Below are 26319 nucleotides of genomic sequence, written 5' to 3'. Positions count from 1 at the left end.
AACCTCAGTGCCACCGTCAGGTTCAGGCATCCTCCGGGGAGGCCCCGTTGCACTGTGCGTCCGACGACTCGGTACGGGCCTGCCGACCGGCCCGCTGTACGGCGCCCGCGATCGCCCCTGCTCGGTCCGGGGTGGGCCACTGGGGTGCGTGGCCCTCGTCTGCGGGATGCCGCTCTGTGTGGGGCGGCTGTCCGGGCGACCTGCGCAGTGGTGCCGCGAGGTTCTCGCCCGGCCTTCTCGTAGGCAGCGTCAAGGGACCCTGCGACGGCTTAGAGAGCTTCTGTGACACCTCGTCACCGGCGGGCTCCGGGAGTTCGGACGGTGCCTCCGGTTCGGCCCTCGGCGGCACCAGGGCCGTCAGAGCCGGGGCGTCCGGCGCCTTGTGAGTCCTGGGACGTGTCAAGAGCCCTCCGCCCGTGTAAGCGGGGTAGCCACCGAGGTCGTCCTCCGGATCCCGGATCGCGATGTCGGCGTCGTCGCGGCCGTCGCGGCCGTCGCGGCTGTCACGGCCGTCGAGGTCGAGCGCCGCCGCCCGCGCCCGTGCGCGCGCTGCGACCGGGTCCCGTACGGGCTCTGTGACCGGCCGGTGTGCGGGCTCCGCGACGGGCTCGCGTACGGGCTCCCGTACCGGCTCTTCGGCCGGGTCCCGTACGGGCTGCACGTGTTCCGCGGCCTGCTCCCGCGCGGGCGCATCCGTGGCCCTCGGCGGTGCGTGGTCGCGGCCGGCGCCCGGCTCCGGGGCGTGGTCGGCGAGGCTCGGCAGCAGGGGCGGGGCCTCCTCCAGCAGTTCGCTGGGCAGGAGTACGACTGCCTTCGTTCCCCCGTAGGCGGACCGGCCCAGCGTGATCTCGAGGCCGATGCGGTTGGCCAGCAGCGCCACGACGAACAGGCCGAGTTGGGGTATCTCGCCCAGCCTCGTCACGTCCGGCTCCGGCGGATCGGCGAGCAGCTGGTTGAGGTGCTCGTACTGCTCCGCGTCCATGCCGAGGCCGCGGTCGATCACCTCGACGGCCAGCCGGCCTCCGGCGACCTCCTCGGCCCTGACGTTGACATGGGTGTGCGGCGGCGAGAACGCGGTGCCGTTCTCGATGAGCGCGGCGAGGATGTGGCCGACATCGGCGACGACCCGGCCGGAGAGAGCGAACTCCGGGGCGGTCTCCACCTCGACGCGGGTGTAGTCGACGGTCTCGGCGACGGCGCTGCGCAGCACCTGGAAGACCGGTACGGGCTTGCTCCAGCGGCGGCCGGGCTGGACACCGACGATGAGCGACTGGTTCTCCAAGTCCCGGCGGAGACGGGTGACCAGATGGTCGATCTTGAAGATGTCCGTCAGCAGCTCGGGGTCGTGCTCCCTGCGCTCCAGGCTGTCGATGAGCGTGATGAGCTGGCTGATCAGCAGCTGGTTGCGCCGGAGGAGGCCCAGCACGACCGTCTCGGCGCCCTCGCGCTTGCGGCTCTTCTGCTGGCTGGTCTCCGCGGCGGTCTTCCAGCGGGCGTCGATCGCCTCGGCGAGGCCGCCCAACTCGTCGACGGCGGCGCGCTGTTGTTCGCGCACCGCGGTGATCAGGCGGCCCACCTCGTCGTGGGGAGCGCTGTCGTCGTACGGCACCAGGGCGGCGCCGACCTCCCGCTCGCCCTGCTTCAACCGCTCGGCGACGTCCGGGAGTTCACGGTCGGTCCACTGCTCCGTCGCGTCCCGCAGCTGCGTCAGCCGGCGCGGCAGCGAGCGCGAGAGCCGGATCGCCAGGAACGCCGTGAGCACGAGGACGGCCAGCACCGCGACGGAGCCGGCGATCGCGGACAGCAGAGCGTCGTCGGCGCGCTCCGAACCCTGCTCGGCCATGCCGTCGAGCGAGGCCGAGGTCACGTCGCGCAGATCCTCGGTGACCGCGTCGGCGGCCGGACGCCACTCGGCGGACCGGTCGGGCAACTCCCAGCGCGGCGTGGCGTTCTGGGACGTGGACGGCGTGGTGGTGCCCGGCGTCGTGTTCTGGGACTGGCTCTGCCTCGCACCGCGGCCGACGCCGTCTTCGATGCGCTGGAGCACGGCCCACTGCGGGGTGTCGGCGATGGCCCGGTAGTCCTTGGCGGCGGAGCCCGGCATGCCGCGGGTGTCCAGGTTCCGGGCGGCCTGCCGCTGCGCCGCGACATGGCCCGAGAAGGCCTGGCGGACGGTGGAGCTCAGATAGCCCGCGGGCTGCGCGCCGGTCAGCAACGCGTCCTCGCGGGAGAGGAGTTCGGAGATCTGTGCCAGGGAGGCCACCGCCCCGGCGCTGTGCGCGAGTCGGCCGTCGTCGCTGCGGAGGACCTCGGCGAGCAGCGTCGTGCCCGACTCGGTGGCACCGGTGTAGTAGCCGTACGATCCGCCGCGGGTGACCGCCCGCGAATCGACCTGGTTGCGCTGCCCGGTGAGTTCGCTGAGCGCCTTCGTCAGGTCGCGTTCCTTGCCGGCGTCGACCGTCTTGCCGACCTTCGCCTCGGCCGCGTGGAACGCCGTGACGGCGCGGTCGGTCCGGGAGCGGGCCTCTTCGAGCGCCGCGTGGGTCTGCTTCGTACGGTGGCTCTGCCAGGCGGCGGTGAGGCGGCGTTCGTCCTGGAGACGGGTCACCAGCGTGTGGACGGAACTGCCGGCCGAGGAACCGGCCTCCGCCTCGGCTCGTAAACGCAGCCCGCGGTCGACGGAATCGCTTGCCGCATACGCCCACATTCCCGCGAGGGCGACCGCCGGGATCAAAATGGGCGAAACCAGCGCAATGCGCAGGGAGTGACGACGTGCAGTCTTGGGCACTCTGTGCCGGTCGCGTTCCTCTGACATCTTCTTCCTCGCGACAGCGGACCGATGGTGACGCTTAGAGGGTTCCGCCGAGGGCCTCGGTTGTACCGGTAGATCACTGTATTCGCTGACGCGGCTTTCCCGGCAGATAGCCGGAAACGCTACCACGTCGTGATGCTGCCAAGGCGAACGCGAAAGGGCGTCATCTCCCGCCGCGGAGGCCCGCGTTGCCGATGCTCGCGACTCCGCCCGACGCCGGCTGCGCCGTCGGGATTCTCCCGTTCACAGCCATGTCTATCAGTTGCCGCAGCGAGCAGGAAAGCGGAGTTCGCCGCCGTATGCAACGGGACGTCAGAAAGCGTGCGGATACCGGTGGGTTCGAAAAGATTCCGTGGAGTTGTGTCGTTCAAAGGCGGGCGAGCAGCTGAGGAGTGTACAGAGCGGTGGGGGGCCGGATTCCGGCAAACACGTCGAAGTAGGTCGATGTGAGACCGGGGTCGGACTGCACGGCGCGCAGCAGCGACAGGCGCTTCGGATGGATTTCCAGACGGGCCGCGGACAAAGCGGCGCGATAACCCTCGGCCATCGAATCGTCCCGTTTCCGCGCGTAGGCCTGCAACGACTCGTCCAGCCGCTCCTCGTCCGCGAGTTCGTCGCCGATGTGCTCGGCCAGGGATTCCGCTTGGAGAAACGCGTCGGTGATTCCACGGGCGGTGATGGAATCCTTGTGGTGCCCGGCGTCGCCGACGAGCGCCCAGCCGGGCCCGGCGGCCTGCCGGAAGAAGTTCTCCTGGTGCCCCGTACCGCGCAGCCGCTCGATGCGCCGCTTGCCCTGCAACCGCTCGAAGAGGGCCGGTGCCGTGGCACGTATCTGGTCGAGGTAGGCACGGGTGGAGTCGGCGCGCACCTCCTCGAAGCGCGACTGCGGCAGGTAGGCGAGGACGAGTGTCGCGCCGTCGTTGGTCGGTACGGACGCCACCCAGCCGCCGGGCCGCTCGTAGAGCTCCAGCAGCGTCGGCACGCCTTCCCAGTACGCGTAGTAGGCGCATGTCAGCCGCGGCGTCTGCTCCGTGTAGCCGGCTCCGCAGAGGGTGGCGACGGTGGAACGCATGCCGTCCGCGCCGATCACCAGCCGTGCCTGCTCGGTGAATTCACGGCCGCGGTGTCTCAGCCGGACTCCCCGCACACGTCCCGACTCGCCGCGCAGCAGCCCCGTGACCGAGCACCGGCTGCGGAACTCGGCGCCGGACTCCACCGCCGCCTCCGCCAGCACGGGGTCCAGGACGTGGCGCCGCGGTGCGTATCCGGCGCTCTGCCCGTCCACGCCGTGGCTGCTCCCCTCCAGGCGTATGTCCTCCACGCGGTACAGGACGCGGTCCAGCGGCGGGCAGCCGGTGGCGAGGACACGGGCCAGCAGCCCCCAGCGCGCGAGCGCCGCCACGCCGGGCTGGTGGATGACATGGGTGGACAGCGTGTCGGAGCCGGGTTCGCTTCTGTCCACGAGAAGCACCCGGTGTCCGGCACGGGCGAGCAACATGGCCGTGGGTGAACCGGCGCACCGCGCGCCCACCACGATGGCGTCGAACATGCCTGGGTCTCACAGACGTCGATGAGGTCACTGTCCACCCGGCGCCCTCCGGCCGGGTGCCCGGGGCTCAGGAGCGGTCGTGCGCGAGCGCGGTCGCCAGAGCCTGCCTGTCGATCTTGCCATTCGGGTTGAGCGGCAGCTGCTCGAAGGTGCTGATGCGCCGCGGGAGCATGTACGAGGGGAGGTGGGCGCTGAGATGCCGGTACATGCGCTCGGTGTTGTCGTGGGACGCGGTCACCGCCGCCTCGATCTCCTGCTCCCCGTTGCGGCCCTCGACGGCGACGACGATGGCGTCGCGCACTTCGGGCTGCTGCCGCAGCAGCGCCTCGATCTCGCCGAGCTCGATCCGGTAGCCGCGGATGTGGACCTGGTGGTCGATCCGTCCCAGGTGTACGAGCACGCCGTCCGCCTCGGAGACCCTGTCGCCGGTGCGATACCAACTCCGGTCGCCCGGAGGGCTGTCGTCCGAGTGGATGTGTACGGCGCCGCCCTCCTCGTCGACCGAGAGGAAGCGGCCGGCGTTGTTGGCGGGGTCCAGATAGCCGGGGAAGCGCTGCCCTCCGCGGAAGCACAACTCGCCGTCGGCGGCCGGGGAGCCGTCCTCGTCGAGCACGAGGTGCTCCACCGTGGGGTACGAACTCCCGATGGGAACCGTGCCGTTGGGAGTCTCCGGCCACGCGTCCGGATCGTCCGGGAGCCGGTATCCGGTGCATGTGCAGGTCAGTTCCGTCGGGCCGTAGAGGTTGTCGACGGTGCTCGCGGGGGCGGCGGCCCGCCACTGCCGCGCGCTTGCGAGGTGCAGCGGTTCGCCGCCGAAGAGGCTCCGGCGCAGCGTCGGCATGGCACCGGGCCGCAGGGTGCCGAGGCGTTCGGCGAAGGAGATCAGCGAGGGCACGGACCACCAGTGCGTGATCCGGGCCGAGTTGATGAACGCGACCGGGGAGAGCAGCTGGCTGCGCTGCGGCACGACGAGGGTGCCGCCGCGGCTCCAGGTGACGAACAGGTCGTAGACCGAGCCGTCGAAGGACAGGTCGAAGGTCTGCGAACAGCGGCTGCCGGGGGCCACGTCGTAGAGCGTGGACGCGTACTCGACGTACGTCACGGCGTTGCGGTGGAGGACCGGCACGCCCTTGGGCGCGCCGGTGGACCCCGATGTGAAGACGATGTAGGCGACGTCGTCGAGAGTCGCGGGGCAGGGGGGCGGCGCCTCTCCGGCTGACGGCTCCGCCTCCCGCGCCGCCGCCTGCCCCGCCTCCAACGTCACCCTGGGGACGTCGAGTTCGTCGGTGGCGGGGTGCGGCTCGGCGATGAGGAACTCGATGCCGGACGCCTCGGCGATCGCGGCGTTGCGTCCGGACGGGTTGTCAGGGTTGAGGGCCACGACCGTGGCGCCCGCCCGCAGCACGGCGAGATAGCCCACGTAGGAGACGAGCGAGCGGTCGGAGAGAAGCCCCACGCGGCGGGGAACCGCGCCGCCGTTGGCGGCGACCAGCCTGCCTGCCGACTCCTCGGCCGCGTCGCGCAGTTGCCGGTAGGTCAGCTCCCGGCCGCCGACCTCCAGCGCGGTCTCCTCGCTGTGCCGGGCGGCTGCCGCGGCGAACTGCTCGTACAGGTTCCGATGGTGGCCGCTCATACCGTCTCCCTCTGGGCCTCCAACTGATGGAGGAACACGCGCAGTTGGCCCACGGTGTGGAGTGAGGCCAGCTCCTCTGGGTCGACGTGGTAGTGGTGCTCCTGAGCGAGCTTCGCGATGATCTCGATCCGCGCGAGCGAGTCGATGCCGATCTCCGACAGCAGGGAGCTGTCCTTGTACTTGGAGGAGGCACGGGCGTGCTCGCCCAGCAGCGCCGTCGCCAGGTCGTCGCCGTCCTCGTCGTCGTGCTCGCCCGGCCAGTAGCGCTGGGTCTGCCAGGGGTAGCCGGGCAGCGGCACGAAGACGCAGCCGGGGCCGAACACGGCGTGCCAGTCGACGCGTCGACCGCTGTGGTAGCGCTCGGCGACGGGAGAGAGCGCGGCCGGCAGGGTGGCGTCGATCTCCCGGTTGCGCAGCGCGGCCACCATCTCCTCGTGCGAGGTCCCCGGGACCGCCATCCGGTACTGGTGGTGCCGGCGGCGGGTCGCGGCGCTCCAGCAGATGTCGCGCAGGGCGAACTCCGCTCCCCGGCCCCCGGGGTTGAGGTAGTCGACGTAGGCGTCGGCCAGTGCCTGGAGCGCGCCGGGCGTGCGGGCCGACAGCGGCAGCAGACAGGCCTCGCCGCCGGAGGCAGCAGCAGTGCTCCGGCCCGCGGCCGACGGCTCGCCCTCGCGGAGCACCACATGGGCGTTGAGGCACGAGGCCCCCTGGCCGGTGACGCCTGCCACGATCGGCCGTCCGCGGTCGGGGAACTTCTGGAGCGTCTTCGGTACCGCCAGCGGCAGTTCGTCCCAGTCGATCAGCGGGCTGGGCGTGCTCATGTGCAGGTTGGGCGGTACCTGACGGTGTTCCAGGCAGAGCACCGTCTTGATCAGGCCGGCGATACTGCCTGCCGCCTCCGCGTAGCCGATGTTGGTCTTGATCGAGCCGACGTAGCAGGGACGGTCGGCGGGACGCCCCTCGCCGACCACCTCTCCCAGGGAGGCGAACTCGACCTGGTCGAGCATGGGCGAGCCCGATCCGTGCGCCTCGACGAAGTCCACCTCGGAGGGGGCGATTCCCGCGTCCTCGTACGCCCACCTGAGGACCTCGGTCTGCCCCTCCACGGACGGCGCGAGCAGCGATTCGCCGGTGCGCCCGTTGTTGCTGACCGCGCTTCCCCGGATCACGGCCCTGATGCGGTCGCCGTCGGCCCTGGCGTCGGCGAGCGGTTTCAGTACGACGACCCCCACGCCGTCGCTCGGCGCGAAGCCGTCGGCCTCCGCGTCGCCGAACTTGCTGCGCCCGTCGTGGGCGAGGTTCCCGGCCTGCGTCATCATCACGGCGACATCCGGGCGGAGCGCGATGTTCACGCCCGCGACCAGCGCGAGCGGGATCTCGCCCGCGCGGATGCTCAGCACCGCCGCGTGGACCGCGGCCAGCGAGGACGAACAAGCGGTGTCGATCAGCACGCTGGGGCCGCGCAGGTCGAACTGCCAGGACAGACGGGCCGGCAGCAGTGCGCGGAAGTTGTTCAGCTGCGATGCCGTGACGCTCTCCAGCCCCTGCTGGAACTGGCGCTCCAGGAAGTCACCGCGCGTGTTCCCCACATAGACGCCGGTCCGGCCTCCGGCGAGCGAATCGGGCACCTGCCCGGCGTCTTCGAGCGCTTCCCACGCGGTCATCAGCAGCAGCCTCTGCTGCGGATCGAGGTCGGTCGCCTCGGTTGGCGACATACCGAAGAATCCCGCATCGAATTCGGCGACTGTGTCGAGGTAGCCGGCGCGGCGGCTGGCGATCGTCCCCGGCTGCGGAGACGCGGAGTACAGAGCGTCCACGTCATAACGCTCCGCCGGGGTTTCACTTGTGGCGTCATGACCGCTTTGCAGAATTTCCCACAGTTGGTCGGGATTCGCAGCGCCGGGGAACTTGCAGGCCATCCCGATGACAGCCACCGACCGTTCTTCACCGTCCGTTGTAGTTCGCCTCACTACCCGCCCCTCCATTGCATACGTGTGACGCGCGACGACGATGCTCCCACCCGCCCAACAGGCTTCCACCGTGGCTGTAACTTGATGCACCCGACCCATCTCGGATCGTGACGTACTAGACGGTACGGCGCAGTCAGCCCATCGTGGACAGATAGTTCAGGTGCATATGCCCGCTGTGCGGCATTTATTCTTCACTGTTTCTCAGCCGTGCGTGCCCAGAGTTCTCGCAAGTCGGCTCGGGCATCTTTTCAAGATTGACGGGAAGCGATCGCTGCCCGAAACGGCAGAAAACAGACGGCCCGTCAGATAACACGCGCCCGCTCAACGGACGGCGCATGCCGGAACTTCGCCCCGCGGGGTTCCGCAAAGCGAGACGCGGGAATGTGCGCCGGGACAGTACGCCCGAGGTCTGGTTTCATGTGCGGCCATGGACTCCACTGCCTCCAACGAAACGCGGCTCGCGGACGAGCAGCGCGAGCGTCGACTGCAACGTCTGGGCCTCAACTCCCCTGAACCCGAAGAGAAGTTCGACCGGATAGCCGTTCTGGCGAGCAGTCTGGCGGACGCTCCCATCGCGATGGTCAACTTCATCGGCGGACAGCAGATGTTCCGCGGCCTGTGTTTCCCGGCGTCGGACCAGAAGCAGGGCGACCGGGCGGGCATCCCCTTCGGAGTCGGCGACCTCCCGCCGGCTCCCGATACGCGGGATGCGCCCATCGACATCGGATTCTGCCCCCATGTCGTGCGCCAGAAGGCCCAGTTGGCCATCGAGGACGTCCTGGCCAGCCGGCACTACCGGAACAATCCGGTTGTGGAGGCGCTGAACGTACGCGCGTACCTCGGTACGCCGCTTCAGGACAACACCGGTTTGATCATCGGCACCGTGACGGTCGCCGACGTACGGCCGCACCGGTGGACCGACAAGCAGAAGTCGGAAATGCAGTTCCTGGCCGAGACGTTGAAGCCCGAATTCCAGCTGCGGGACAGCGTCCTCGCCCAGCAGGACGAATTGCTCGCGGTCTTCGACCGCGCACCGTTCCCGATGATGCTCACTCAGGGTCCGGAGCATCTGCTGCGCTTCGCCAACACCCGGCAGGGCAGCGCATTCGGACGGGCCGATCTGCTGACTCCGGGCCGCGAGGCGTACCCCACTCTCCAGGACGCCGGTGTATTCGACACCATGGACTGGGCGTTGCAGGAGGCGCAGGTCACGGAGCTTCGAAGCGTGACCGTCCCGCTGCACGGGGCGAATCTCTCCCAGCGGTTCGACTTCACGTGCACTCCCGTGCGGCTCCGTCCCGAGGCACCCGTCAATACGGTGCTGACGACGGCGATCAAGTCCACTGAATCGGCGCCCGGAAGCCCGCAGCAGAAGCTCGCCCAGGATCTCGTTTCGAGCTTCGCGAATCCCCCGGCGCGGGATTCCGACAGCTAGGACGGGACCTTACGAGAACCCGAAGACAAACGGGGTGAAGCGCGGAGGCGTTCGGCCGGGAACGGTCCGGTCATACGGAGTGGGGCGCCGAGGTGAGCCGCATGCTCGTCTCCCACAGGCGCTCCCGGACCCGGGGGTCGTACGCCTGCGCGTCGGCGCGGGCTTCGCGCGTCCGGTCGTAGAACCGTCCGGTGACTCCGGCCAGTTCGGGGCCGACGGCGAGACGGCGGGTGGCCGCCACACCCTGCTCCAAGGTGTCGACGCTGTGGCCGACCTCTTCGAGAACGATCTTCGTCGGCATGTAGGTCGAGGGGTGGAGGCTGTTGACGGAGACCTCGTGGGCCGGGATCAGCGTCGCGAGGTGGAAGCCGCAGATGATCTGGGCGAGCTTGCTCTGCCCGTAGGCCCGCGCGCCGGAGTAGCCGTGCTCCAGCATCAGGTCGTCGAAGTCGATCGGGTGCTGGCCGAGAGACGCCACGTTGACGATGCGGGCGGGCGCCGACTCCCTCAGCAGCGGGAGGAGTTCGAGCGTGAGCAGGAACCCGGCGAGGTAGTTGACGGCGAAGCGCAGCTCGTGGCCATCCGCGCTGGTGCGCCGGGTGCGGCCGTCGGGTTCGCCACTGCCGATGCCGGCGTTGCTGACCAGGGCGTCGAGCCGGCTTGCCTGCCCGCGGACCTCGGCGGCCATGCGGCGGACCTGGCCGAGGTCGGCGAAGTCCGCGGTGACGGTCCGGGGGCGGGGCGCGCCGAGCGCCGCGATCCGCTCCGCGAGCCCGTCCAGCCTGGCCTGGTCACGGCCGTGCAGGATCAGGCCGGCGCCGTCGCGTGCGAGGTCCTCGGCGAGGGCCCGGCCCAGGCCGTCCGTGGCGCCGGTGATCAGGATGGTGCCGGAGTTCGTCATGGGGTGCCGTCCGGGTTGCTTGTCGGGGCTGTTTGTCGGGATTGCTTGTCGGGATTGCTCGTCGGAGTCGCAGTGAGCCCGTCGGCGAGGGTTCCCGGCGACGGGCTGCCGTCCACTCTTCCTCGTCTTTGACGGTTGTTCATACCTGCGCCCCCCTTTGCACCCGTACTTCTTGGAAGAATCTTCTGGCTCACCCTCCACTCCCCACACCCGCGAGGTCAGCAGACAGATGCCAGGACTCAATCGGCGCCGCTTCCTCCAGATCGCCGGCGCGACCGCCGGCTTCACCGCCCTGTCGAGCAGCATCGAGCGCGCCGCCGCGATCCCCGCCGCGCGCCGCTCGGGCACCATCGAGGACGTCGAGCACATCGTCGTGCTGATGCAGGAGAACCGGTCCTTCGACCACTACTTCGGCTCGCTCAGTGGCGTCCGCGGCTTCGGCGACCCGCGCCCGGCCGCGCCGGGCGGCGGCAGAACGGTCTGGCACCAGTCGGACGGCACCAGGGACGTGCTGCCGTACCACCCGGACGCCGAGAACCTGGGCATGCAGTTCATCGCGGGCCTCAACCACGACTGGGCGGGCGGCCACCAGGCCTGGCACGACGGCAAGTACGATCAGTGGATCCCCGCCAAGGGCACGGGGACGATGGCGTATCTCACGCGCGAGGACATCCCGTTCCACTACGCGCTCGCCGACGCGTTCACCGTCTGCGACGCCTACCACTGCTCGATGATCGGGGCCACCGACCCGAACCGCTACTACATGTGGACGGGCTACACGGGCAACGACCGCACGGGCGGAGGCCCGGTCCTCGGCAACGAAGAGGCGGGCTACGGCTGGACGACGTACCCCGAGCGGCTGGAGCGTGCCGGGGTCTCCTGGAAGATCTACCAGGACATCGGCGACGGCCTGGACGAAGAGGGCAAGTGGGGCTGGATCGACGACGCCTACCGGGGCAACTACGGCGACAACTCCCTTCTCTGGTTCAACAGTTACCGCGACGCCAAGCCCGGCGACCCCCTCTACGACAAGGCCCGCACCGGCACGGACGCCAAGAACGGCGACGGCTACTTCGACGTCCTCAAGGCCGACGTGCGGGCCGGGAGGCTTCCGCGGATCTCCTGGATCGCCGCCCCCGAAGCCTTCTCCGAGCATCCCAACTTCCCCGCGAACTACGGCGCCTGGTACATCTCCCAGGTCCTGGACGCGCTCACCTCCGACCCGGAGGTGTGGAGCAGGACGGCGCTGTTCATCACCTACGACGAGAACGACGGCTACTTCGACCACGTCGTCCCGCCCTTCCCTCCGGCCTCCGCCGCTCAGGGCGCCTCCACCGTCGACACCGCGCCCGACTACTACCCGGGCGGCGTCAGCGGCTACTCCCCCGGTCCGTACGGGCTGGGCCAGCGCGTGCCGATGCTCGTCGTCTCCCCCTGGAGCACGGGCGGTTACGTCTGCTCCGAGGTCCTCGACCACACCTCGCTGCTCCGCTTCATGGAGCGCCGCTTCGGCGTGCGGGAGCCGAACATCTCGCCCTGGCGGCGCGCGATCTGCGGCGATCTGACCTCGGCGTTCGACTTCGCGCTCAAGGACACCGAGCCCGCCCGGCTCCCGGACACCGGAGCGTACGAACCCCCGGACAGGGAGCGGCACGACAGCTACGTGCCGCAGCCGCCCGCCACGCCCGTCCTGCCCCGGCAGGAGCGCGGTTCGCGGCCCACGCGCCCGCTGCCGTACGCGCCGCGCGTGGACGGGGCGGCCGAGCCCGCGAAGGGGACGTACAGGCTCACGTTCGGCGGGGGCGAGGCGGCGGGCGCCTGCTTCCTGGTCACGTCCGCCAACCGTACGGACGGCCCGTGGACGTACACGGCAGAGGCCGCCGCGGAGTTGAGCGACGCCTGGAACACGGCCCACTCGGACGGCGTCTACGACCTCTCGGTCCACGGGCCCAACGGCTTCCTGCGCACCTTCAGGGGCCCTGGCGGCACCCCGGGCCCCGAGGTGACCGTCCGCCATGTCGCGTCGAGCGGCGACGTCGAGCTGACCATGACCAACCGCGGCGACGCCGACTGCCGCCTCACGGTCACGAACGCGTACGGCGGGTCGAAGGAGACCTGGACCGTACGGGCGGGCGGCGAGACGGTGCGGACGGTGGACCTCCGCGCGAGCAGACGCTGGTACGACCTGTCCGTCTCCTCCGACACGGACGGGTCGTGGCTGCGCCGCTTCGCGGGCCACGTGGAGACGGGCGCCCCCGGCGTCAGCGACCCGGCGATCCTGACGACCTGAGCGGGCGGGCTCCGGCGCCCCGTCAGGCGGGGAAGCGCGCGGCCCACGGCTCCAGTGGCAGGTCCGTCGAGTTGATCACCGTGGACAGGGTGCGGTACCAGCCCGCGAGCAGCAGAAGCTCCACCAACTGGGCGTCGTCGTACGCCTCTTGGAGGTCCTGCCAGGTGCTCGCGGACAGCGTGGCCCGGTCGTGGAGCTCGTCCGCCGCGGTGACGAGCAGCCGGGTGTGCGCGTCGAAGGCGGCGGAGCCGGCCGGCTGCGTCGCGAGGGCGTCCAGCACATCGCAATCGAGCCCGGCCTGGGGGCCGAGCAGCACCGCGTGCACGCCCCACTCGTACTCCGCTCCGGCGCGCGCGGTGGTCCGGCTGATCAGCACCTCGCGGTCACGCGCGGGCAGTGTCCCGTGATTGAGCAGGCCTGACGCCATCGGATGGATGCGGCCCGCCAGCCGGCGATGCACGACGAGGACGCGGAAGAGGAGCAACGGCTCCAACTCGCTTCCGGGCGGCATCCACTTGGTCAGGAGTCGTTGCGTCTCGTCGTCGTACGGGGGCGCGACCGGCGAGATCCGCGGTCCGCCGGTCGCCCCCGGCAGGGGCTTGCGGGGCTCAGGGTCCTGGGAAGCGTTCACTGCGATCTCCGTCGCTACGTTTTTAGTAGCAGCCACCATGCCGGTACTGTTCCCGTAGCGCAACACCCCGGATCGGAGGAGCTTCGAAGCATGGGAGAAGCGCCCGTCCCGGCCGACGGCACCCCGGTTCCCGGCAGGTCCGTCCGTGGATCGCAGACCGGACGGCCGATCATGGCCGCCTTCGACCTGCTGGGCCGGCGCTGGGCGCTGCGGATCCTGTGGGAGCTCCGCGACGGGCCCGTCGGCTTCCGCGCTCTTCAGCAGCGCTGCGGGGACGTGTCGCCGACCGTGCTCAACACCCGCCTCGGCGAGCTGCGTTCAGCGGGCCTGGTGGAACAGGACACCGACAGGGCCCATCGGCTGACCCCCCTGGGCCGGGACCTGAGGCAGGCGCTCGTGCCGTTGCAGGCCTGGGCCGAGCGGTGGGCCGAGACCCGCTCCGGCTCCTCCACCTGACGTGCGGCCCGGCGCCGGCTCGCCGCCCGGTGCGGCCAAACAGAATGTTGTGAGGTTGCGTATAACTCCCGCTGGAGGGTGTGGGCCCGCTACCGTGCCGCCATGACAGCGCGGCCCCCCGCTCCCGTGGCCTTGCCAGGCCGGCATGTCGTGCTGGAACCACTCAGGATCGACCACGTTCCCGACCTCTTCGCCGCTCAGGGCGGCCTCGAGACGGACTGGGGCTGGCTTCCGGTGCACGCGCCGCGCTCGCAGGCCGAGATGCGCCTGATCGTCGAGCAGCGCCTGGCGCAGCAGGCCGCGGGCGCCGCCTTCCTCTTCGTCGTGCTCGACGCCCGTACGCACCGTCCCGCGGGCTGGATCGCGTATCTGAACATCGGCGTCATCGACCAGCGCCTGGACATCGGCTGGCACTGGCTCGGGGACTCGCTGTCCAGCACGTTCGCCAGCGTGGAGATGCACCTGCTGCTCGTGCAGCACGCGTTCAACGACCTGGGCTTCTCGCGTGTGCAGTGGCAGCTCGACGACCTCGACCGTGCGGGCCACAGCACGATGATGCAGATCGGGGCGGTACGCGAGGGGCTCCTGCGGCGCCATCTGAGACGTCCGGACGGCACGTGGCGCGACACGGTCCTCTACGCCCTGCTCGCCCCGAACCGCGCCACGCCGCCCCTGGTGGGCAACCCCCGCATGGCCATTCCGGCACCCACGGTCTGGCCCGCTCCTGCGCCCCCCGGCGGGGGCCCGCCGCGCCTCGGGCTTCCCCCCGGAGGCAGATGACCGGCAGGACCCCGGCCGGGACCCGGGCCCCGGTCAGCCGAGACGGCCGAAGGTGTGCGTGACGTGGTCGGTGAGCATCGGGAGCCGCGGCACCGGACGGCCGAGGGCCGCCGCGGACTCGGGAACCGCTCGGTGCTCCAACTGCCAGCCCAGTCCGGCCAGTCGGCTCTCGACGGGCGCACGCTCCCCGGCGGGGAAGAGCGAGGACGCGTCCATGCCGAACGCCTTCGAGCGCTCCCGGAGGACCGGGTCGTCGAACAGGTCGTTGACGTTGTCGATCTGCTCGACGGCGAACCGGCTGCCGTCCGCCGAGAGCCGGGTGACCTCCTCGAAGAGCCGGGTCTCCGCGTCGGGCGGCAGATACGGCAGCAGACCCTCGGCCAGCCAGGCGGTCGGCCGGGAGGCGTCGAAGCCGGCGGCCTCCAGCGCGGCGCCCCAGTCGTGGCGCAGATCGACTCGCACCGGACGGTGATCGCAGCTGGGGGCGGTGCCCTCGCCCTCCAGGGTGGCCGACTTGAAGTCGATGATGGCCGGCTGGTCGAGTTCGTAGCAGACGGTGCCGGAGGGCCAGGCCAGCCGGTACGGACGGGTGTCGAGCCCCGAGGCGAGAATCACGGCCTGCCGGATGCCGTCCGCGGACGCGCGCAGGAAGTAGTCGTCGAAGACCCGCGAGCGCACGCCCACATAGTCGGAGGCGCCGTTCCACAGTTCCTGGTCCGTGGCGTCCACGCCCTCGGCGGCGGGCGCGGCCTGCGCGGCCGCGGTGCCGTCGGACAAGGGGAAGGGCACCGGTGACTGTGCCGCGGCGACGAGCACGGAGGCATGGGGGTCATGTATGAGTGCGTCGGGCCGTTCCGATTCCGCCGCTCTGGCGGCGGCCACCGCCAGAGCGGTCAGCCCGACGCCGGTGACGATGTCCCACTGCTGGTCCGTGCTCAACGGACACCTCCGTACTCACAGTTGCGCTGGTCGATGCGTCGTCGCGCGCGGGCATGCGCCGGGTGACGGCCCGTCGCTCCCGCGGGAGACGCCGGGCGCACCCTAGTAGATGGCAGCCTCAGGCAACTATTTCCCCCGGCGGAAATGAGCCGTCCTCCCGGCCCGTACGAGCCGCCGGGTGACGCTCCTCAGCCCTCGGAGTCGAGATCGACCCTCACCGTCAGCAGGTTCGTGCCGAACGCCCGCACGGCGGCGCTGTTGAACCGCGGCAACGTGCGCAGGCGCGCCCGGGCGTCGTCCTCCGGCACGAGATGGGCCGTGCCCCGGTGCCACCGCCCCTTGATGCGGACGCGAACTCGCGGATCGGCCTGGATGTTGCGCACGTAGTGGGACTTCTCGCCGTACTCCGAGACGAGCCAGAACTCGTCGCCTGTGCGGCGGCCGCCGACCGGGGTGCGCCGGGGCAGCCCGGACTTGCGGCCGGTCGTCTCCAGCAGGACCTGGCCGGGCAGGCGGGTGGTGACCGGGTTTCCGATGCGCCGCTGGAACGCGGTGACGGCACGGAACTTGAGGTCGTGGTAGCTCGACACTGCTGACTCTCCGCTCTTCACTTCTGGGTTCTCGGTTCTGGGTTTCCCGTGCTGAGTTCTGGGTGCTGAGCCTCGGTGCGAGTCATCGGTTCTCGCTTCGCGCTCCCCTTCCCGTAACGCAGTACCACCGCACCGCGCGACCCGCGTGACGGCGCGACGGCGGGAAGGGCGCGAAGCGGCACAGCGGGGAGGGACGGCAATCACGGAAGGGCGGAGCGGGCCCCTTCACGGAGCGAGCAGCCCCAAGTCGTCTTCATACGAGCGGACTTGGGGCATCGGCGCTTGCCCGCGCGCCGGGCGGGTCAGGACCTCCCGGCGAGGGCCGCCGCCTGGCTCGTGGTGAGGGCCCTGCCGAACGCCCTCACATCGTCCACGGTGCCCAGGAGACCCCGGAAGCCGTCGCCGAACGACAGCCCGCGACCGACGGCGAAGTCGCCCTCGGAAGCGAAGTCGCCCTCTTCGTGCCCGGTGGTGTCGACGAGGCGGCCGTCCACGTAGAGGCGGATCTCGTCGTCGGGATCGTCGTAGACGCCCGTCAGCTGGGTCCACTCGCCCGGCTCCGCGCCGAAGTCGGAGGCGGCCTCGTCGGCGTCGGCCTCCTCGGCGTCCTCCTCGTCCTCGACGGGGATCCGCATCTCCCAGCGGTCCTCGTCCGCGTCGTACTGGAGCAGGAAGCCGCTCGACTGGTCCGCGTCCTGGCTCACGACCACCTGGCGCTCGTCGGTGTCGTCGAGCTTGACGCGCGCCGAGACCGAGAAGCTGGTCTCGGTGTCGAGCACGGGGCCGTTCGAGACGACCGACTGATCGCCGTCGAACTGCACGCCTCCCCCGGCGAGTTTCGGGAGCGGGTCGCCGGTGAGCGTGCCGTCGCTGCCGTTCTTCGAGGTGTCGGCCACCGTGTCGCCGTCGGCCCTGTCGAAGAGCCACTCCAGGACCGCGCCGCGCACCGGCGGCTTGGAGCTGGGCGGCGGAGCCTTGCCGCCCCCGGAGCGCGGCGGCTTGGAGCTGCCGCCGGCGGTCACCGTCGCGGTGGCCGTGGCCGTCGGACCAGGGGGGCCGGCCTTGCCGGGCGGCGCGGGCTGCGCGCTCTGCGAGGGCGGCGACTCGTTGCTCTGGGGCGAACCCGGACGGAGGTCGTCGGACAACGCGAACGCCGCCGCGAGCGAAGCGAGCCCGATGAGGGCGAGGCTCTGCACCAGCCGGTTGGCGCGCAGCCCCCGGCCCACGGGGCGGGCGGCGCCCCAGCGCCCGAAGAGGCGGCGCTGCATCCTGCCCGGGGCGTGCGGCAAGTGGGCGCCGCCCGGGAGGAGTTCGAGCGCCGTACCCACGGGGGCGTCCTCTTCCGCCCGGATGGCGCCGTACTCCTCGCCGCCCCACGGCAGGACCGCCTCGGCGAGGAACGCACCGCAGTCCACGCGCATCTGCCCGAGATCGGCGACGGCCCGTGAACACGCGGCGCACCCCTCCAGGTGCGGCGCGAGGTCCGCCGCCATGTCGATGGCCTTCTCCTCGGCGTACGCGAGGACCATCCGGTGGAACGGCCGGCACTCGTCGGCCAGTCCGGCCTGGTGGAGCTGGACGTAGACGTTGTACAGCTCGTTGCGCGCCCGCCTCTCCAGCAGGGCTGTCCCCTCGGTGTCCGGGCCGAGGATCTCCTCGATGCGCTCGGTCTCGTCGCGCTCGACGGTCTTGTGCCACAGCACTGTCTGGCTGTGGTCGGCGAGGCCGGCGAAGGCCCGTCCGGCCACGGAGGGCTGGAGTTCCGGCGCCGCGCCGTCCTCGCCGCCGTCCGGGGCGGGCGCGTGCGAGTCGATCCAGGTGACCAGATCCGGGTTGAGGACGCTGCGCTGCTCGCCACGGGACCACCCGAGGGCAGTGCGCAGCACGACGGACAGCGCCCGGGGACGCACCGCGCCGGATGCTCCGCCGTCCTGCGGCCGCAGCGCCTGCTTCCACGCCTGGCCCGCGAGCGCGTCCGCCGCCGAAGAGCTGACGACGCAGGCCGCCGCGAAGACTCTCACCGCCTGGAAGTGACGCCGCTCCAGCTCGCGGAGCGCAGCGGTCGACGGCTCCCCTCCCGCTCGTACGAGCCGGAGCAGTTCCGCATCAGACAGGCGCGCGGTTTCCATCCGTTCGTTCAATCTCCCCGGCAGTCCCTGCGCCCCGCGTAGGAGCGGGTGCTCCACGTGTGGGTCGAGGCTGAACCGCGTCGGCGGCATTGGTCATCGTCCAGCTCATCGGAAGGAGCCTGAAAAGGCCATAGGCAATATGTACCTAGCCGGGGACTGCCCCCGATGTCGCCGCCCAATCACCCGCCGGGACGGGGTCGGGTGATGTCGCATGGCCGTAACGGGTGGTTACCGGCGGGTCCCAGCGTGCAGTGGTTTGAGGTCCGGCGTGAGGAGCAATGCCCAGTCCGGACACCGGCAGTCGGAGCAGCCGGGCAGCCGGATCCCGGCCCGGCTGCCCGGCTGCCCGGCTGTCCGGCTGTCCGGCTGTCCGGGGCTCCGAGGGACTCGCTCTCCGCGCCCAGCTCCCACGGGCCCGGCACGCGCGGATCCGGCCCCGGCGGCCCCTCCGCGGCCGGTCGCGCCGGCGCCCCGCTCACAGCCGCGGGTCGACCGGCTCCGACTCCAGCGCCAGCACCGCGAACACCGCCTCGTGTACGCGCCACAGGGGCTCGCCCGCCGTCAGCCGGTCCAGCGCCTCCAGACCCAGCGCGTACTCGCGCAGCGCGAGCGACCGCTTGTGCCCGAGGAACCGCGAGCGCAGCCGCGACAGATGCTCGGGCCTGGTGTACTCGGGCCCGTAGACGATCCGCAGGTACTCCTGGCCCCGGCACTTCACGCCGGGCTGCACCAGGCCCTTCGCGCCCCGTACGAACGCCTCCAGCGGCTTGACCACCATGCCCTCGCCGCCCGAAGCGGTCGTCTCCAGCCACCACTTCACCGCGGCGGCCTCGCTCTCCGGGTCGGCGGTGTCCACCGTGATCCGTGGCGTGCTCCGCAGCGTCTCCGGGCGGCCCGCCTCCGCCGCCGCGGCGCGGTCGGCCTCCACGAGCCGGTCCAGCCAGGCCAGTTGCTCGCCGTGCGGGACGGCCGCGAGGCTCCTGCCCTCCGCGGCGAGGATCTGGAACGGCGCAAGGCGCACCCCGTCGAGACCGTTCACCGGCCAGCAGTAGCGCCGGTAGGCGTCCGTGAACGCGTCGGCGCACGCGGCTCGTTCGCTCTGCCGCTCCAGCAGCGCGGCGACGTCCACGCCCCGTTCCGCGGTGCGCCGCAGAGCCGAGAGCGCCGGCGGGAAGACCGCGCCCGCCGCGGCGCCGACCGCCGCGTACTGCGTGCGCAGCAGCCCCGAGGCCTTCATCGACCACGGCAGCAGCTCGGCGTCGAACAGCAGCCAGTCCGTGGCGAGTTCGTCCCACAGGCCCGCACCGGCCACCGCGTCCCGCACCCTCGCGAGCAGCTCCTCGGTGAGCGCCGGGTCGTCGAAGAACGGCCGCCCGGTCCTGGTGTGGACGGTGCCCGTCGCGCCGTCCGCCGCGCCGAAGCGCCGCCGTGCCGCCTCCGCGTCGCGGCACACCACCGCGACGGCACGGGAGCCCATGTGCTTCTCCTCGCACACCAACTGCCCCACGCCGTCCGTCCGGTAGGCCGCGAACGCCTCCCGCGGGTGCTCCAGGAACCCCTCCTCGGACGAGGTCGCGCACGGCGACATCGTCGGCGGCAGATACACCAGCCAGCGCGGGTCGACCGCGAACCGGCTCATCACCTCCAGCGCCGCCGCCGCGTTCTCCTCCCGCACCGATATGCGCCCGTGGTGCGCGGTCTCGACGATCCGCCGCCCCGCGACGTCGGTCAGGTCCAGCGGACGCTCCCGGTGGCCGGACGGCCCCGCCGGGGCGAGCGGGCGCACCGGCTCGTACCAGACGCGCTCCGCCTCGACGTCGGCCAGTTCGCGCTCCGGCCAGCGCAGTGCCGTCAGCTTCCCGCCGAAGACACACCCGGTGTCCAGGCAGATGGTGTTGTTGACCCACGACGCGGACGGCACCGGCGTGTGCCCGTACACGACCGCCGCGCGGCCCCGGTACTCCTCCGCCCACGGGTAGCGCACCGGCAGGCCGTACTCGTCGGTCTCGCCCGTGGTGTCCCCGTACATCGCGAAGGAGCGCACCCGTCCGGACGTACGGCCGTGGTACTTCTCGATCAGGCCCGCGTGGCAGACGACGAGCCCGCCTCCGTCCAGCACGTAGTGGCTGACGAGGGAGTCGACGAACGCGGCGACCCGCGCCCTGAACTCCTCGCTCTCGCCCTCCATTTGGGCGACCGTCTCGGCCAGGCCGTGCGTGAGCTGCACCTTGCGGCCCTTGAGGTGGCGGCCGAACTTGTTCTCGTGGTTGCCGGGCACGCACAGCGCGTTCCCGGCCTCGGTCATGCCCATCACCAGGCGCAGCACGCCGGGGCTGTCCGGGCCGCGGTCCACGAGGTCGCCGACGAAGACGGCCGTGCGGCCCTCCGGGTGGCGGGCGTCCACGGGGCGCCCCTCGCCGTCCCGTACGAGCTCGTAGCCGAGGTGCGTGAGCAGGGTCTCCAGCTCGGAGCGGCAGCCGTGCACGTCGCCGACGATGTCGAACGGGCCGGTCAGATGCCGCAGGTCGTTGTAGCGCTTCTCGATCTGGATGCCGGCGGCGTCGGCCTCCTCGGGGCTGCGCAGCACATGCACCTTGCGGAACCCCTCGCGCTGCAACGCGCCCAGGGAGCGGCGCAGTTCGCGTCGCTGCCGCGGCAGTACGTGGCGGCCCAATTCCGCCCGGCCGGGCCGCTCGGCGTTCCGCTCGGCGCACACCTTCTCCGGCATGTCCAGGACGATCGCGACGGGCAGCACGTCGTGCTCGCGTGCCAGCTTCACCAACTGCCTGCGGGACTCCGGCTGTACGTTCGTCGCGTCGACGACGGTCAGCCGCCCCGCGGCCAGCCGCTTGCCCGCGATGTGGTGCAGGACGTCGAACGCGTCGCGGCTGGCGCTCTGGTCGTTCTCGTCGTCGGCGACGAGGCCGCGGCAGAAGTCCGACGAGAGCACCTGCGTCGGCAGGAAGTGCCTGCGGGCGAAGGTCGACTTGCCCGAGCCGGTGACCCCGACGAGCACGACGAGGGACAGGTCGGGCACGCCGAGCAGCGGGGCGGCGGCGTCCGTGGTGGCGGTCAACTCCGGTCCTCCTGTGCGTGGTCGGCCGTGCCGGGTCCGGTCGTGTCCCCGGTCCTGGGCCCGTTCGCGGGCGCGGTCGCGGTGCCGGGCCGGGCTCCGGTCCCGGGGTCGGTCGCGGGCTCTGTCGCTGCGCGGAAGAGCGCCATCTGCGTCGGCGGGCCCACCTCCGGGTCGTCGTCGCCGACGGGCCGGTACTCGACCCCGTAGCCGTAGCGGGCGGCGACCTCGTCCGCCCAGGCGCGGAACTGCTCCCTGTTCCACTCGAACCGGTGGTCCGGGTGGCGGGTGCGCCCCGCCGGCAACGACTCCCAGCGGACGTTGTATTCGGCGTTCGGCGTCGTCACGACGACGGACGCGGGCCTGGCCGTGCCGAACACCGCGTGCTCCAGCGCTGGCAGCCGCGGCGGGTCCACATGCTCGACGACCTCGCTGAGCACCGCCGCGTCGTACCCGCCCAAACGTGCGTCGCTGTAGGCGAGCGAGCCCTGCATCAGCGTGACCCGTGCCGCCTGCCGCTCCGTCATGCGCTCCAGGCGCAGGCGCCTGGCCGCCTCGTTCAGCGCGCGCACCGACACGTCCACGCCCACGACCTCGGTGAAGCGGCTCTGCTTGAGCAGCGCACCGACCAACTGCCCCTGCCCGCAGCCCAGATCGAGGACGCGGCGGGCTTTCGTCTCCTCCAGGGCACGCAGGATCGCCTCGCGGCGCCGCACCGCCAGCGGCACCGGCCGCTCCTCGGTGTCCGCGTCCTCGTCGACGGCGTTGTCCAGCTCCTCGGCCTCGCTGTCGTCGGCCTCGGCGAGCCTCGCCAGCTCCAGCCGCTCCATCGCGTCACGGGTCAGCGCCCGGCGGCGCGCCAGATAGCGCCGGGTGATCAGGGCCTGTTCGGGGTGGTTCGCGAGCCAGCCCTCCCCGGCGCGCAGCAGCTTGTCGACCTCGTCGGCGGAGACCCAGTAGTGCTTCGCGTCGTCCAGGACCGGCAGCAGTACGTACAGATGACGCAGCGCGTCCGACAGCGGCAGCCGCCCGGTGAGGGCGAGGCGCACGTAGCGCGAATCGCCCCACTCCGTGAACTGCCCGTCCAGGGGCAGCGCGTCGGCCTCGACGTCCCACCCCAGCGGCTCCAGCAGCCGCCGCACCAGGGCGGGGCCGCCGCGGGCCGGCAGCACGGGCACGTCGATGCGCAGCGGCAGGGCGCGTCCGGGAAGCTCCGGCCGCGCGTCGCAGCGGCCCTTCAGCGCGCTGGAGAAGACCGTGCGCAGGGCGACCGCGAGCAGTGAAGACGCCGCGTACGGGCGGTCGTTGACGTACTGCGCCAGGGCCTGGCCCGGTGCGCCGCCGCGGCCCTTGCCCTTGCCCTTTCCGCGCCGCACCAGCGCGACCGGGTCGACGTCGAGGAGCAGCGCCGCGGTGCAGCGCTCGGGCGACGCCTCGGGGTAGAACACATGGGCGTCGCCGCCGGACGTGGAGAACCGCTGCGCCTTCTCCGGGTGCTTGTGGAGCAGGAATCCCAGGTCGGTCGCCGGTCCGCCGCCGTCTTCCGTGGTGGTTATCGTCAGGAACACCCGGCCGAGTATCGCCGTTCGGAGCCCCCTCCCCCAGCGCTTTTCCGCTGCCCCGCGGCGCGATGGGTCCGGACGGGGCCCTGATGCGTCACAGACGTGAACCCGCGCCGCACGGCGGTACCGCCGTACCGCCGTACCGCTCAAGATCTGCCAATTCCCGCCGGTACGGGGTTCCTCCGGCGGGCGAGGTCCCTACTCTGCTGCTGCCGACTTCCTGTGAGGGGGCGACATCGTGGATGCTCCGACAGATTGGCCGTTCGTCGGGCATGAGCGGGAGATCGCCGACTTCGACGAAGCGCTCGCGAGCGACCGGTGGCACGCGTTCATCGTCCACGGCCCGCAGGGCGTCGGGAAGTCGCACTTCGCGCGGGTCTGCCGCGAGCGGGCGGAGCTCGCGGGTCATGCGACGGGCAAGGCGATCGCCGTCTCCGAACCGGGCTTCCCGCTCGCCTCGTTGGCGCATCTGCTGCCGCAGGGGACCGGCGTCGAGGACTCCGTGACGCTGTTCGGCAAGGCGCGCGACGCGCTCATGGACATGAGCTCCCGGGGCGACGGGGACGACGCCGCCCGTCCCGGCAACGGAAAGGGCCCCTGCCCGGCGTCGTCCTGCCCCGCCTCCGGCACCGGCACCGGCGCCGGCACCGGCAACAGCCCCGCCCCCGAACGGAGGTTCACGCTCGTCGTCGACGATCTCGACGGGCTCGACGAGGCGTCGGCGTCGCTCACGGCCCAACTCCTCGAAGCCGGGGTCGCCTTCCTCCTCGGCACCGTCGGCTCACTGCACGGCCTGGGCCCCGTCGCGTACAGCCTCCAGGCGAGCGGCCAGGCCCGACGCGCCGATCTGAAAGGGCTGAGCGAACCGCAGACCGGCGAGGTGATGCGCCGGGTCCTCCGCGGCCCCGTGGAGCCGCGAACGGTCTCGCTGCTGCACCGGGTGAGCAGCGGAAACCCGTGCTACCTGCGGGAGTTCGTCGTGCAGTCGCTGGCCGAGGAGACACTCGTCGACGACGGGGAGTCCTGGACGCTGATCTCGGACGTCGGCGCCACTCCCCTTCTGACGGAGATGGTCGAGCGGCGTCTGGCGGGCGTCTCCCCCGAGACCCGCCGGACGCTCAACCGGATCGCGCTCTGCCAGCCCGTGGAGGCCGCCAGCCTTCCCGGCGGCGCGATGGACGAGCTCGAGGTCCTCGGCTTCATCAGCACGTCCCTGGACGGCCGCCGCGAGTCGGTCTCCCTCCGGCACCCGGGGCACGAGAAGGTGCTGCGCTCCGCCATCCCGTCGCCCGAGCGCCGGCGCATCCTCGGCGAGGAGGCCGAACTGGTGCGCGCGAGGGGCGCGAAGAGGTTCACCGACAAGATACGGATCGCCTCCTGGCAGCTCGCCGCCACCGGCTCGGCCGACCCGGACACGCTGCTGCGGGCCGCCACTCTGGCGCGCCGCACCCAGAACTTCCGTACGGTGCGGGAGCTTTCGCGCGCCGCGTGCCGCGAGGGCGAGGACTTCCTCTCCCGGCTGCTGCTCGCCGAGTCGCTGTTCGAGCTCGGGGACCTCGACAGCGCCTGGGACGTCTTCGAGGAGGCCGCCGAGAGGACCGAGGGCGAGTTCGACCGGCTGCTCCTCGCACTCGGTAAATCGCGGCTCCTGGCCTGGGGGTTCATCGACGCGCGCAAGGCACTGGACGTCAACGCGGAGGCGGCGCTGGAGCTCTCCGAGCCCCGGCACCGCGAGGTGCTGACGGCCGCGCGCGGCGCGATCCTCATGGCGTTCGGCAGGCCCGAGGAGGCGCTGCGCGTGGTGGACGGCCGCGGCTTCGACCGCAACTGCCTCGCCCGCGTACTGGGAAACGGCTCGCGGGCCACGGCGCTCGTGTCCGCGGGCAGGGTCCGCGAGGGCCTGGAGTCGGCGCGCGAGGCGTACGAGGAGCGCGTCCGCCTTGAGGAGTCCCCCGCGATCCCGCACCCCGTCGAGTACCTGAGCATCACGATGTACGCGCTGGAGGAGGAGGGCCGCCTCGACGAGGCGTACAAGACCGGCGAGCGGGGCTGGCAGGAGGCGCTCGCCGACGACGTCGCCGGCGCGGAGGCGCTGATCGCCGCGGCGCTCGCACGCTGCTCCCTCCTGCTGGGCAGGCCCGCGGAGGCGCGGCGCTGGGCCTCCCAGTCGGCGAGCGTCGCCTCGCGCAACTCCTTCCCCGGCACGCTGCACATCGCGCTGGCCCGCAAGGCCGAGGCCGCGGCCCTGATGCAGGACGTACCGGCGGCGGCCAAGGCGGTCGACGCCTGCGCGGGCCTCCCGCGCTGGGGAACGTTCCGATCCGAACTGCCGCTGGGCCAGGCGTGGTTGCTCGCAGCGCAGGGAAAGCAGCGGGGTGCGCGGAGCGTGCTGTGGGAGGCGGCCGAGGACGCGCGGACCGCGGGCCATGTGGCCGCCGAGGCGAGAATCCTCACGGACATCGCGCGGCTCGGGGACGCACGCGGCCCCGAGGCCAGACTGGCGGCGATCGCCGAGGCCTCGGACGGCGGACTGACCGCGGCCCGCGCCTCGTACGTCTCGGCGCTCGCCGCCTCGGACCCCGCGAGGCTCATGGACAGCGCCCGTCTGCTCGGGGAGACCGGCGCGTCGCTCGTCGCCGCGGAGGCCGCCGCCTCCGCGTGCACCCTGTGGAGCCACCGCGGCGAGCACCGCCCGGCCACGGCGGCCGAGAACCTGTCCTTCTCCTTCCAGCGCCACTGCGAGAAGGCCCGCACCCCGGGGCTGACGGTGCTGGGCGCGGCGAAGCATCTCACCGCCAGGGAGGCGGAGATCGCGGGTCTCGTGTGCTCCGGCCTCACGAACGTCGAGGTGGCGGAGGCGGTCACGATCTCCAAGCGCACGGTCGACAACCACCTCCAGAACATCTACCGAAAGCTGGGCCTGCGCAGCCGGCGCGCGCTCAGGGCGGAGTACCTGAAGGAGGACTTCGCCTGACACGCGGCCCGGCCGACGCCGGAGGCAGACCCCGCCCCAACGCGCGGGGATGCCAGGCGAGTTGGGCGGTTCGGCGCCTTGCCGGACGGCACGGCCGGACCGGGCCGACGCGGCGCGCGGGCCGGCCGACGCCGGAGGCAGACCCGCCCAACGACCGGGGATTCCAGGCGAGTTGGCCGGTTCGGCCCTACCGGGCGGCACGGCCGGACCAGGCCGACGCGGCACGCGGGCCCGGCCGACGCCGGGGCCAGGCCCGCCCAACGACCGGGGATTGCAGACGAGTTGGGCGGTTTCGGCCTTACCGTGCGGGCACGGCCGGACGGACCGGGCCGACCCGGCACGCGGCCCGGCCGACGCCGGGGGCAAGCCCGCCCAACGCGCGGCCCGGCTGGCGCCGGAGGCAGACCCGCCCAACGACCGGGGATTGCAGACGAGTTGGCCGGTTCGGCCTTACCGTGCGGGCACGGCCGGACGGACCGGGCCGACCCGGCACGCGGCCCGGCCGACGCCTGGGGCAAACCCGAGCAACGCGCGGCCCGGCCGGCGCCGGAGGCAGACCCGCCCAACGCGTGGGGATGCCAGGCGAGTTGGCCGG

Annotated in this window: 16 protein-coding genes; 5 read left to right on the top strand and 11 right to left on the bottom strand. The window is 71.9% G+C overall.

Annotated elements, in window-relative coordinates:
- Positions 1-22 precede the first annotated feature (22 nt).
- From QQM67_RS03960 to QQM67_RS03945, 4 genes are all read right to left on the bottom strand, one after another.
- Positions 23-2608, bottom strand: coding sequence for a sensor histidine kinase (locus QQM67_RS03960; protein WP_314172099.1), 2586 nt, complete (start codon positions 2606-2608; stop codon positions 23-25).
- 571 nt (positions 2609-3179) lie between these two features.
- Positions 3180-4361 (bottom strand): NAD(P)/FAD-dependent oxidoreductase, encoded by a 1182-nt coding sequence (locus tag QQM67_RS03955; protein WP_314172098.1) that lies wholly within the window; start codon positions 4359-4361, stop codon positions 3180-3182.
- A gap of 67 nt (positions 4362-4428) precedes the next feature.
- Positions 4429-5994, bottom strand: coding sequence for an amino acid adenylation domain-containing protein (locus QQM67_RS03950; RefSeq protein WP_314172097.1), 1566 nt, complete (start codon positions 5992-5994; stop codon positions 4429-4431).
- Positions 5991-7979, bottom strand: coding sequence for a beta-ketoacyl synthase N-terminal-like domain-containing protein (locus QQM67_RS03945; protein ID WP_314172096.1), 1989 nt, complete (start codon positions 7977-7979; stop codon positions 5991-5993). Before QQM67_RS03945 ends, QQM67_RS03950 begins: the two co-directional genes overlap by 4 nt.
- A gap of 412 nt (positions 7980-8391) precedes the next feature.
- On the opposite strand from QQM67_RS03945, the gene QQM67_RS03940 reads away from it, so the two are divergent.
- Complete coding sequence (locus QQM67_RS03940) at positions 8392-9399, top strand: GAF domain-containing protein (RefSeq protein ID WP_314172095.1); 1008 nt, start codon at positions 8392-8394, stop codon at positions 9397-9399.
- A 70-nt stretch (positions 9400-9469) separates the two neighbouring features.
- Here the strand turns inward: QQM67_RS03940 and QQM67_RS03935 are convergent, their stop codons facing one another.
- The gene (locus tag QQM67_RS03935) at positions 9470-10300 is read right to left on the bottom strand and encodes an SDR family NAD(P)-dependent oxidoreductase (protein WP_314172094.1); all 831 of its coding nucleotides are present in this window, start codon (positions 10298-10300) and stop codon (positions 9470-9472) included.
- 229 nt (positions 10301-10529) lie between these two features.
- Here QQM67_RS03935 and QQM67_RS03930 point away from each other — a divergent pair, with 229 nt between their 5' ends.
- Positions 10530-12590 carry a phosphocholine-specific phospholipase C gene (locus QQM67_RS03930; RefSeq protein ID WP_314172093.1) on the top strand — a complete coding sequence of 687 codons (2061 nt, stop codon included), beginning with the start codon at positions 10530-10532 and terminating at the stop codon, positions 12588-12590.
- A 22-nt stretch (positions 12591-12612) separates the two neighbouring features.
- On the opposite strand, the gene QQM67_RS03925 is transcribed toward QQM67_RS03930, so the two are convergent.
- Positions 12613-13221, bottom strand: coding sequence for a carboxymuconolactone decarboxylase family protein (locus tag QQM67_RS03925; protein WP_314172092.1), 609 nt, complete (start codon positions 13219-13221; stop codon positions 12613-12615).
- A gap of 90 nt (positions 13222-13311) precedes the next feature.
- Here QQM67_RS03925 and QQM67_RS03920 point away from each other — a divergent pair, with 90 nt between their 5' ends.
- On the top strand, positions 13312-13677 hold the full coding sequence (locus QQM67_RS03920) for a winged helix-turn-helix transcriptional regulator (RefSeq protein WP_314172091.1): 366 nt from the start codon (positions 13312-13314) through the stop codon (positions 13675-13677).
- 102 nt (positions 13678-13779) lie between these two features.
- Positions 13780-14457, top strand: a complete 678-nt coding sequence (locus QQM67_RS03915; RefSeq protein ID WP_314172090.1) for a GNAT family N-acetyltransferase — start codon at positions 13780-13782, stop codon at positions 14455-14457.
- 33 nt (positions 14458-14490) lie between these two features.
- Here QQM67_RS03915 and QQM67_RS03910 read toward each other — a convergent pair whose 3' ends face one another.
- From QQM67_RS03910 to QQM67_RS03890, 5 genes are all read right to left on the bottom strand, one after another.
- Positions 14491-15396 (bottom strand): SAM-dependent methyltransferase, encoded by a 906-nt coding sequence (locus QQM67_RS03910; RefSeq protein ID WP_314172089.1) that lies wholly within the window; start codon positions 15394-15396, stop codon positions 14491-14493.
- Positions 15397-15584: 188 nt separating this feature from the next.
- On the bottom strand, positions 15585-15986 hold the full coding sequence (locus QQM67_RS03905) for a nitroreductase family deazaflavin-dependent oxidoreductase (protein ID WP_314172088.1): 402 nt from the start codon (positions 15984-15986) through the stop codon (positions 15585-15587).
- Positions 15987-16288: 302 nt separating this feature from the next.
- A complete protein-coding gene (locus tag QQM67_RS03900) occupies positions 16289-18115 on the bottom strand; it encodes a LamG domain-containing protein (protein WP_314172087.1) in 1827 nt (608 codons plus the stop codon).
- A gap of 475 nt (positions 18116-18590) precedes the next feature.
- Positions 18591-21191 (bottom strand): polynucleotide kinase-phosphatase, encoded by a 2601-nt coding sequence (locus QQM67_RS03895; protein WP_314172086.1) that lies wholly within the window; start codon positions 21189-21191, stop codon positions 18591-18593.
- A complete protein-coding gene (locus tag QQM67_RS03890) occupies positions 21188-22756 on the bottom strand; it encodes a 3' terminal RNA ribose 2'-O-methyltransferase Hen1 (RefSeq protein WP_314172085.1) in 1569 nt (522 codons plus the stop codon). Before QQM67_RS03890 ends, QQM67_RS03895 begins: the two co-directional genes overlap by 4 nt.
- A 232-nt stretch (positions 22757-22988) precedes the next feature.
- Here QQM67_RS03890 and QQM67_RS03885 point away from each other — a divergent pair, with 232 nt between their 5' ends.
- Entirely contained in the window at positions 22989-25724 is a 2736-nt protein-coding gene (locus QQM67_RS03885; protein ID WP_314172084.1) for a LuxR C-terminal-related transcriptional regulator, read from the top strand.
- Positions 25725-26319 lie beyond the last annotated feature (595 nt).

The sequence above is a fragment of the Streptomyces winkii genome, from assembly GCF_032248595.1.
Lineage (GTDB): Bacteria > Actinomycetota > Actinomycetes > Streptomycetales > Streptomycetaceae > Streptomyces > Streptomyces winkii.
This window is presented reverse-complemented; position numbering and strand designations above follow the sequence as displayed.

Bases quoted from the DNA above. Each gene is read 5' to 3' on its own strand.
- QQM67_RS03945 (WP_314172096.1), bottom strand. From the start codon at position 7,979: ATGGAGGGGCGGGTAGTGAGGCGAACTACAACGGACGGTGAAGAACGG.
- QQM67_RS03940 (WP_314172095.1), top strand. From the start codon at position 8,392: ATGGACTCCACTGCCTCCAACGAAACGCGGCTCGCGGACGAGCAGCGC.
- QQM67_RS03955 (WP_314172098.1), bottom strand. From the start codon at position 4,361: ATGTTCGACGCCATCGTGGTGGGCGCGCGGTGCGCCGGTTCACCCACG.
- QQM67_RS03935 (WP_314172094.1), bottom strand. From the start codon at position 10,300: ATGACGAACTCCGGCACCATCCTGATCACCGGCGCCACGGACGGCCTG.
- QQM67_RS03900 (WP_314172087.1), bottom strand. From the start codon at position 18,115: ATGGAAACCGCGCGCCTGTCTGATGCGGAACTGCTCCGGCTCGTACGA.
- QQM67_RS03920 (WP_314172091.1), top strand. From the start codon at position 13,312: ATGGGAGAAGCGCCCGTCCCGGCCGACGGCACCCCGGTTCCCGGCAGG.
- QQM67_RS03915 (WP_314172090.1), top strand. From the start codon at position 13,780: ATGACAGCGCGGCCCCCCGCTCCCGTGGCCTTGCCAGGCCGGCATGTC.
- QQM67_RS03930 (WP_314172093.1), top strand. From the start codon at position 10,530: ATGCCAGGACTCAATCGGCGCCGCTTCCTCCAGATCGCCGGCGCGACC.
- QQM67_RS03950 (WP_314172097.1), bottom strand. From the start codon at position 5,994: ATGAGCGGCCACCATCGGAACCTGTACGAGCAGTTCGCCGCGGCAGCC.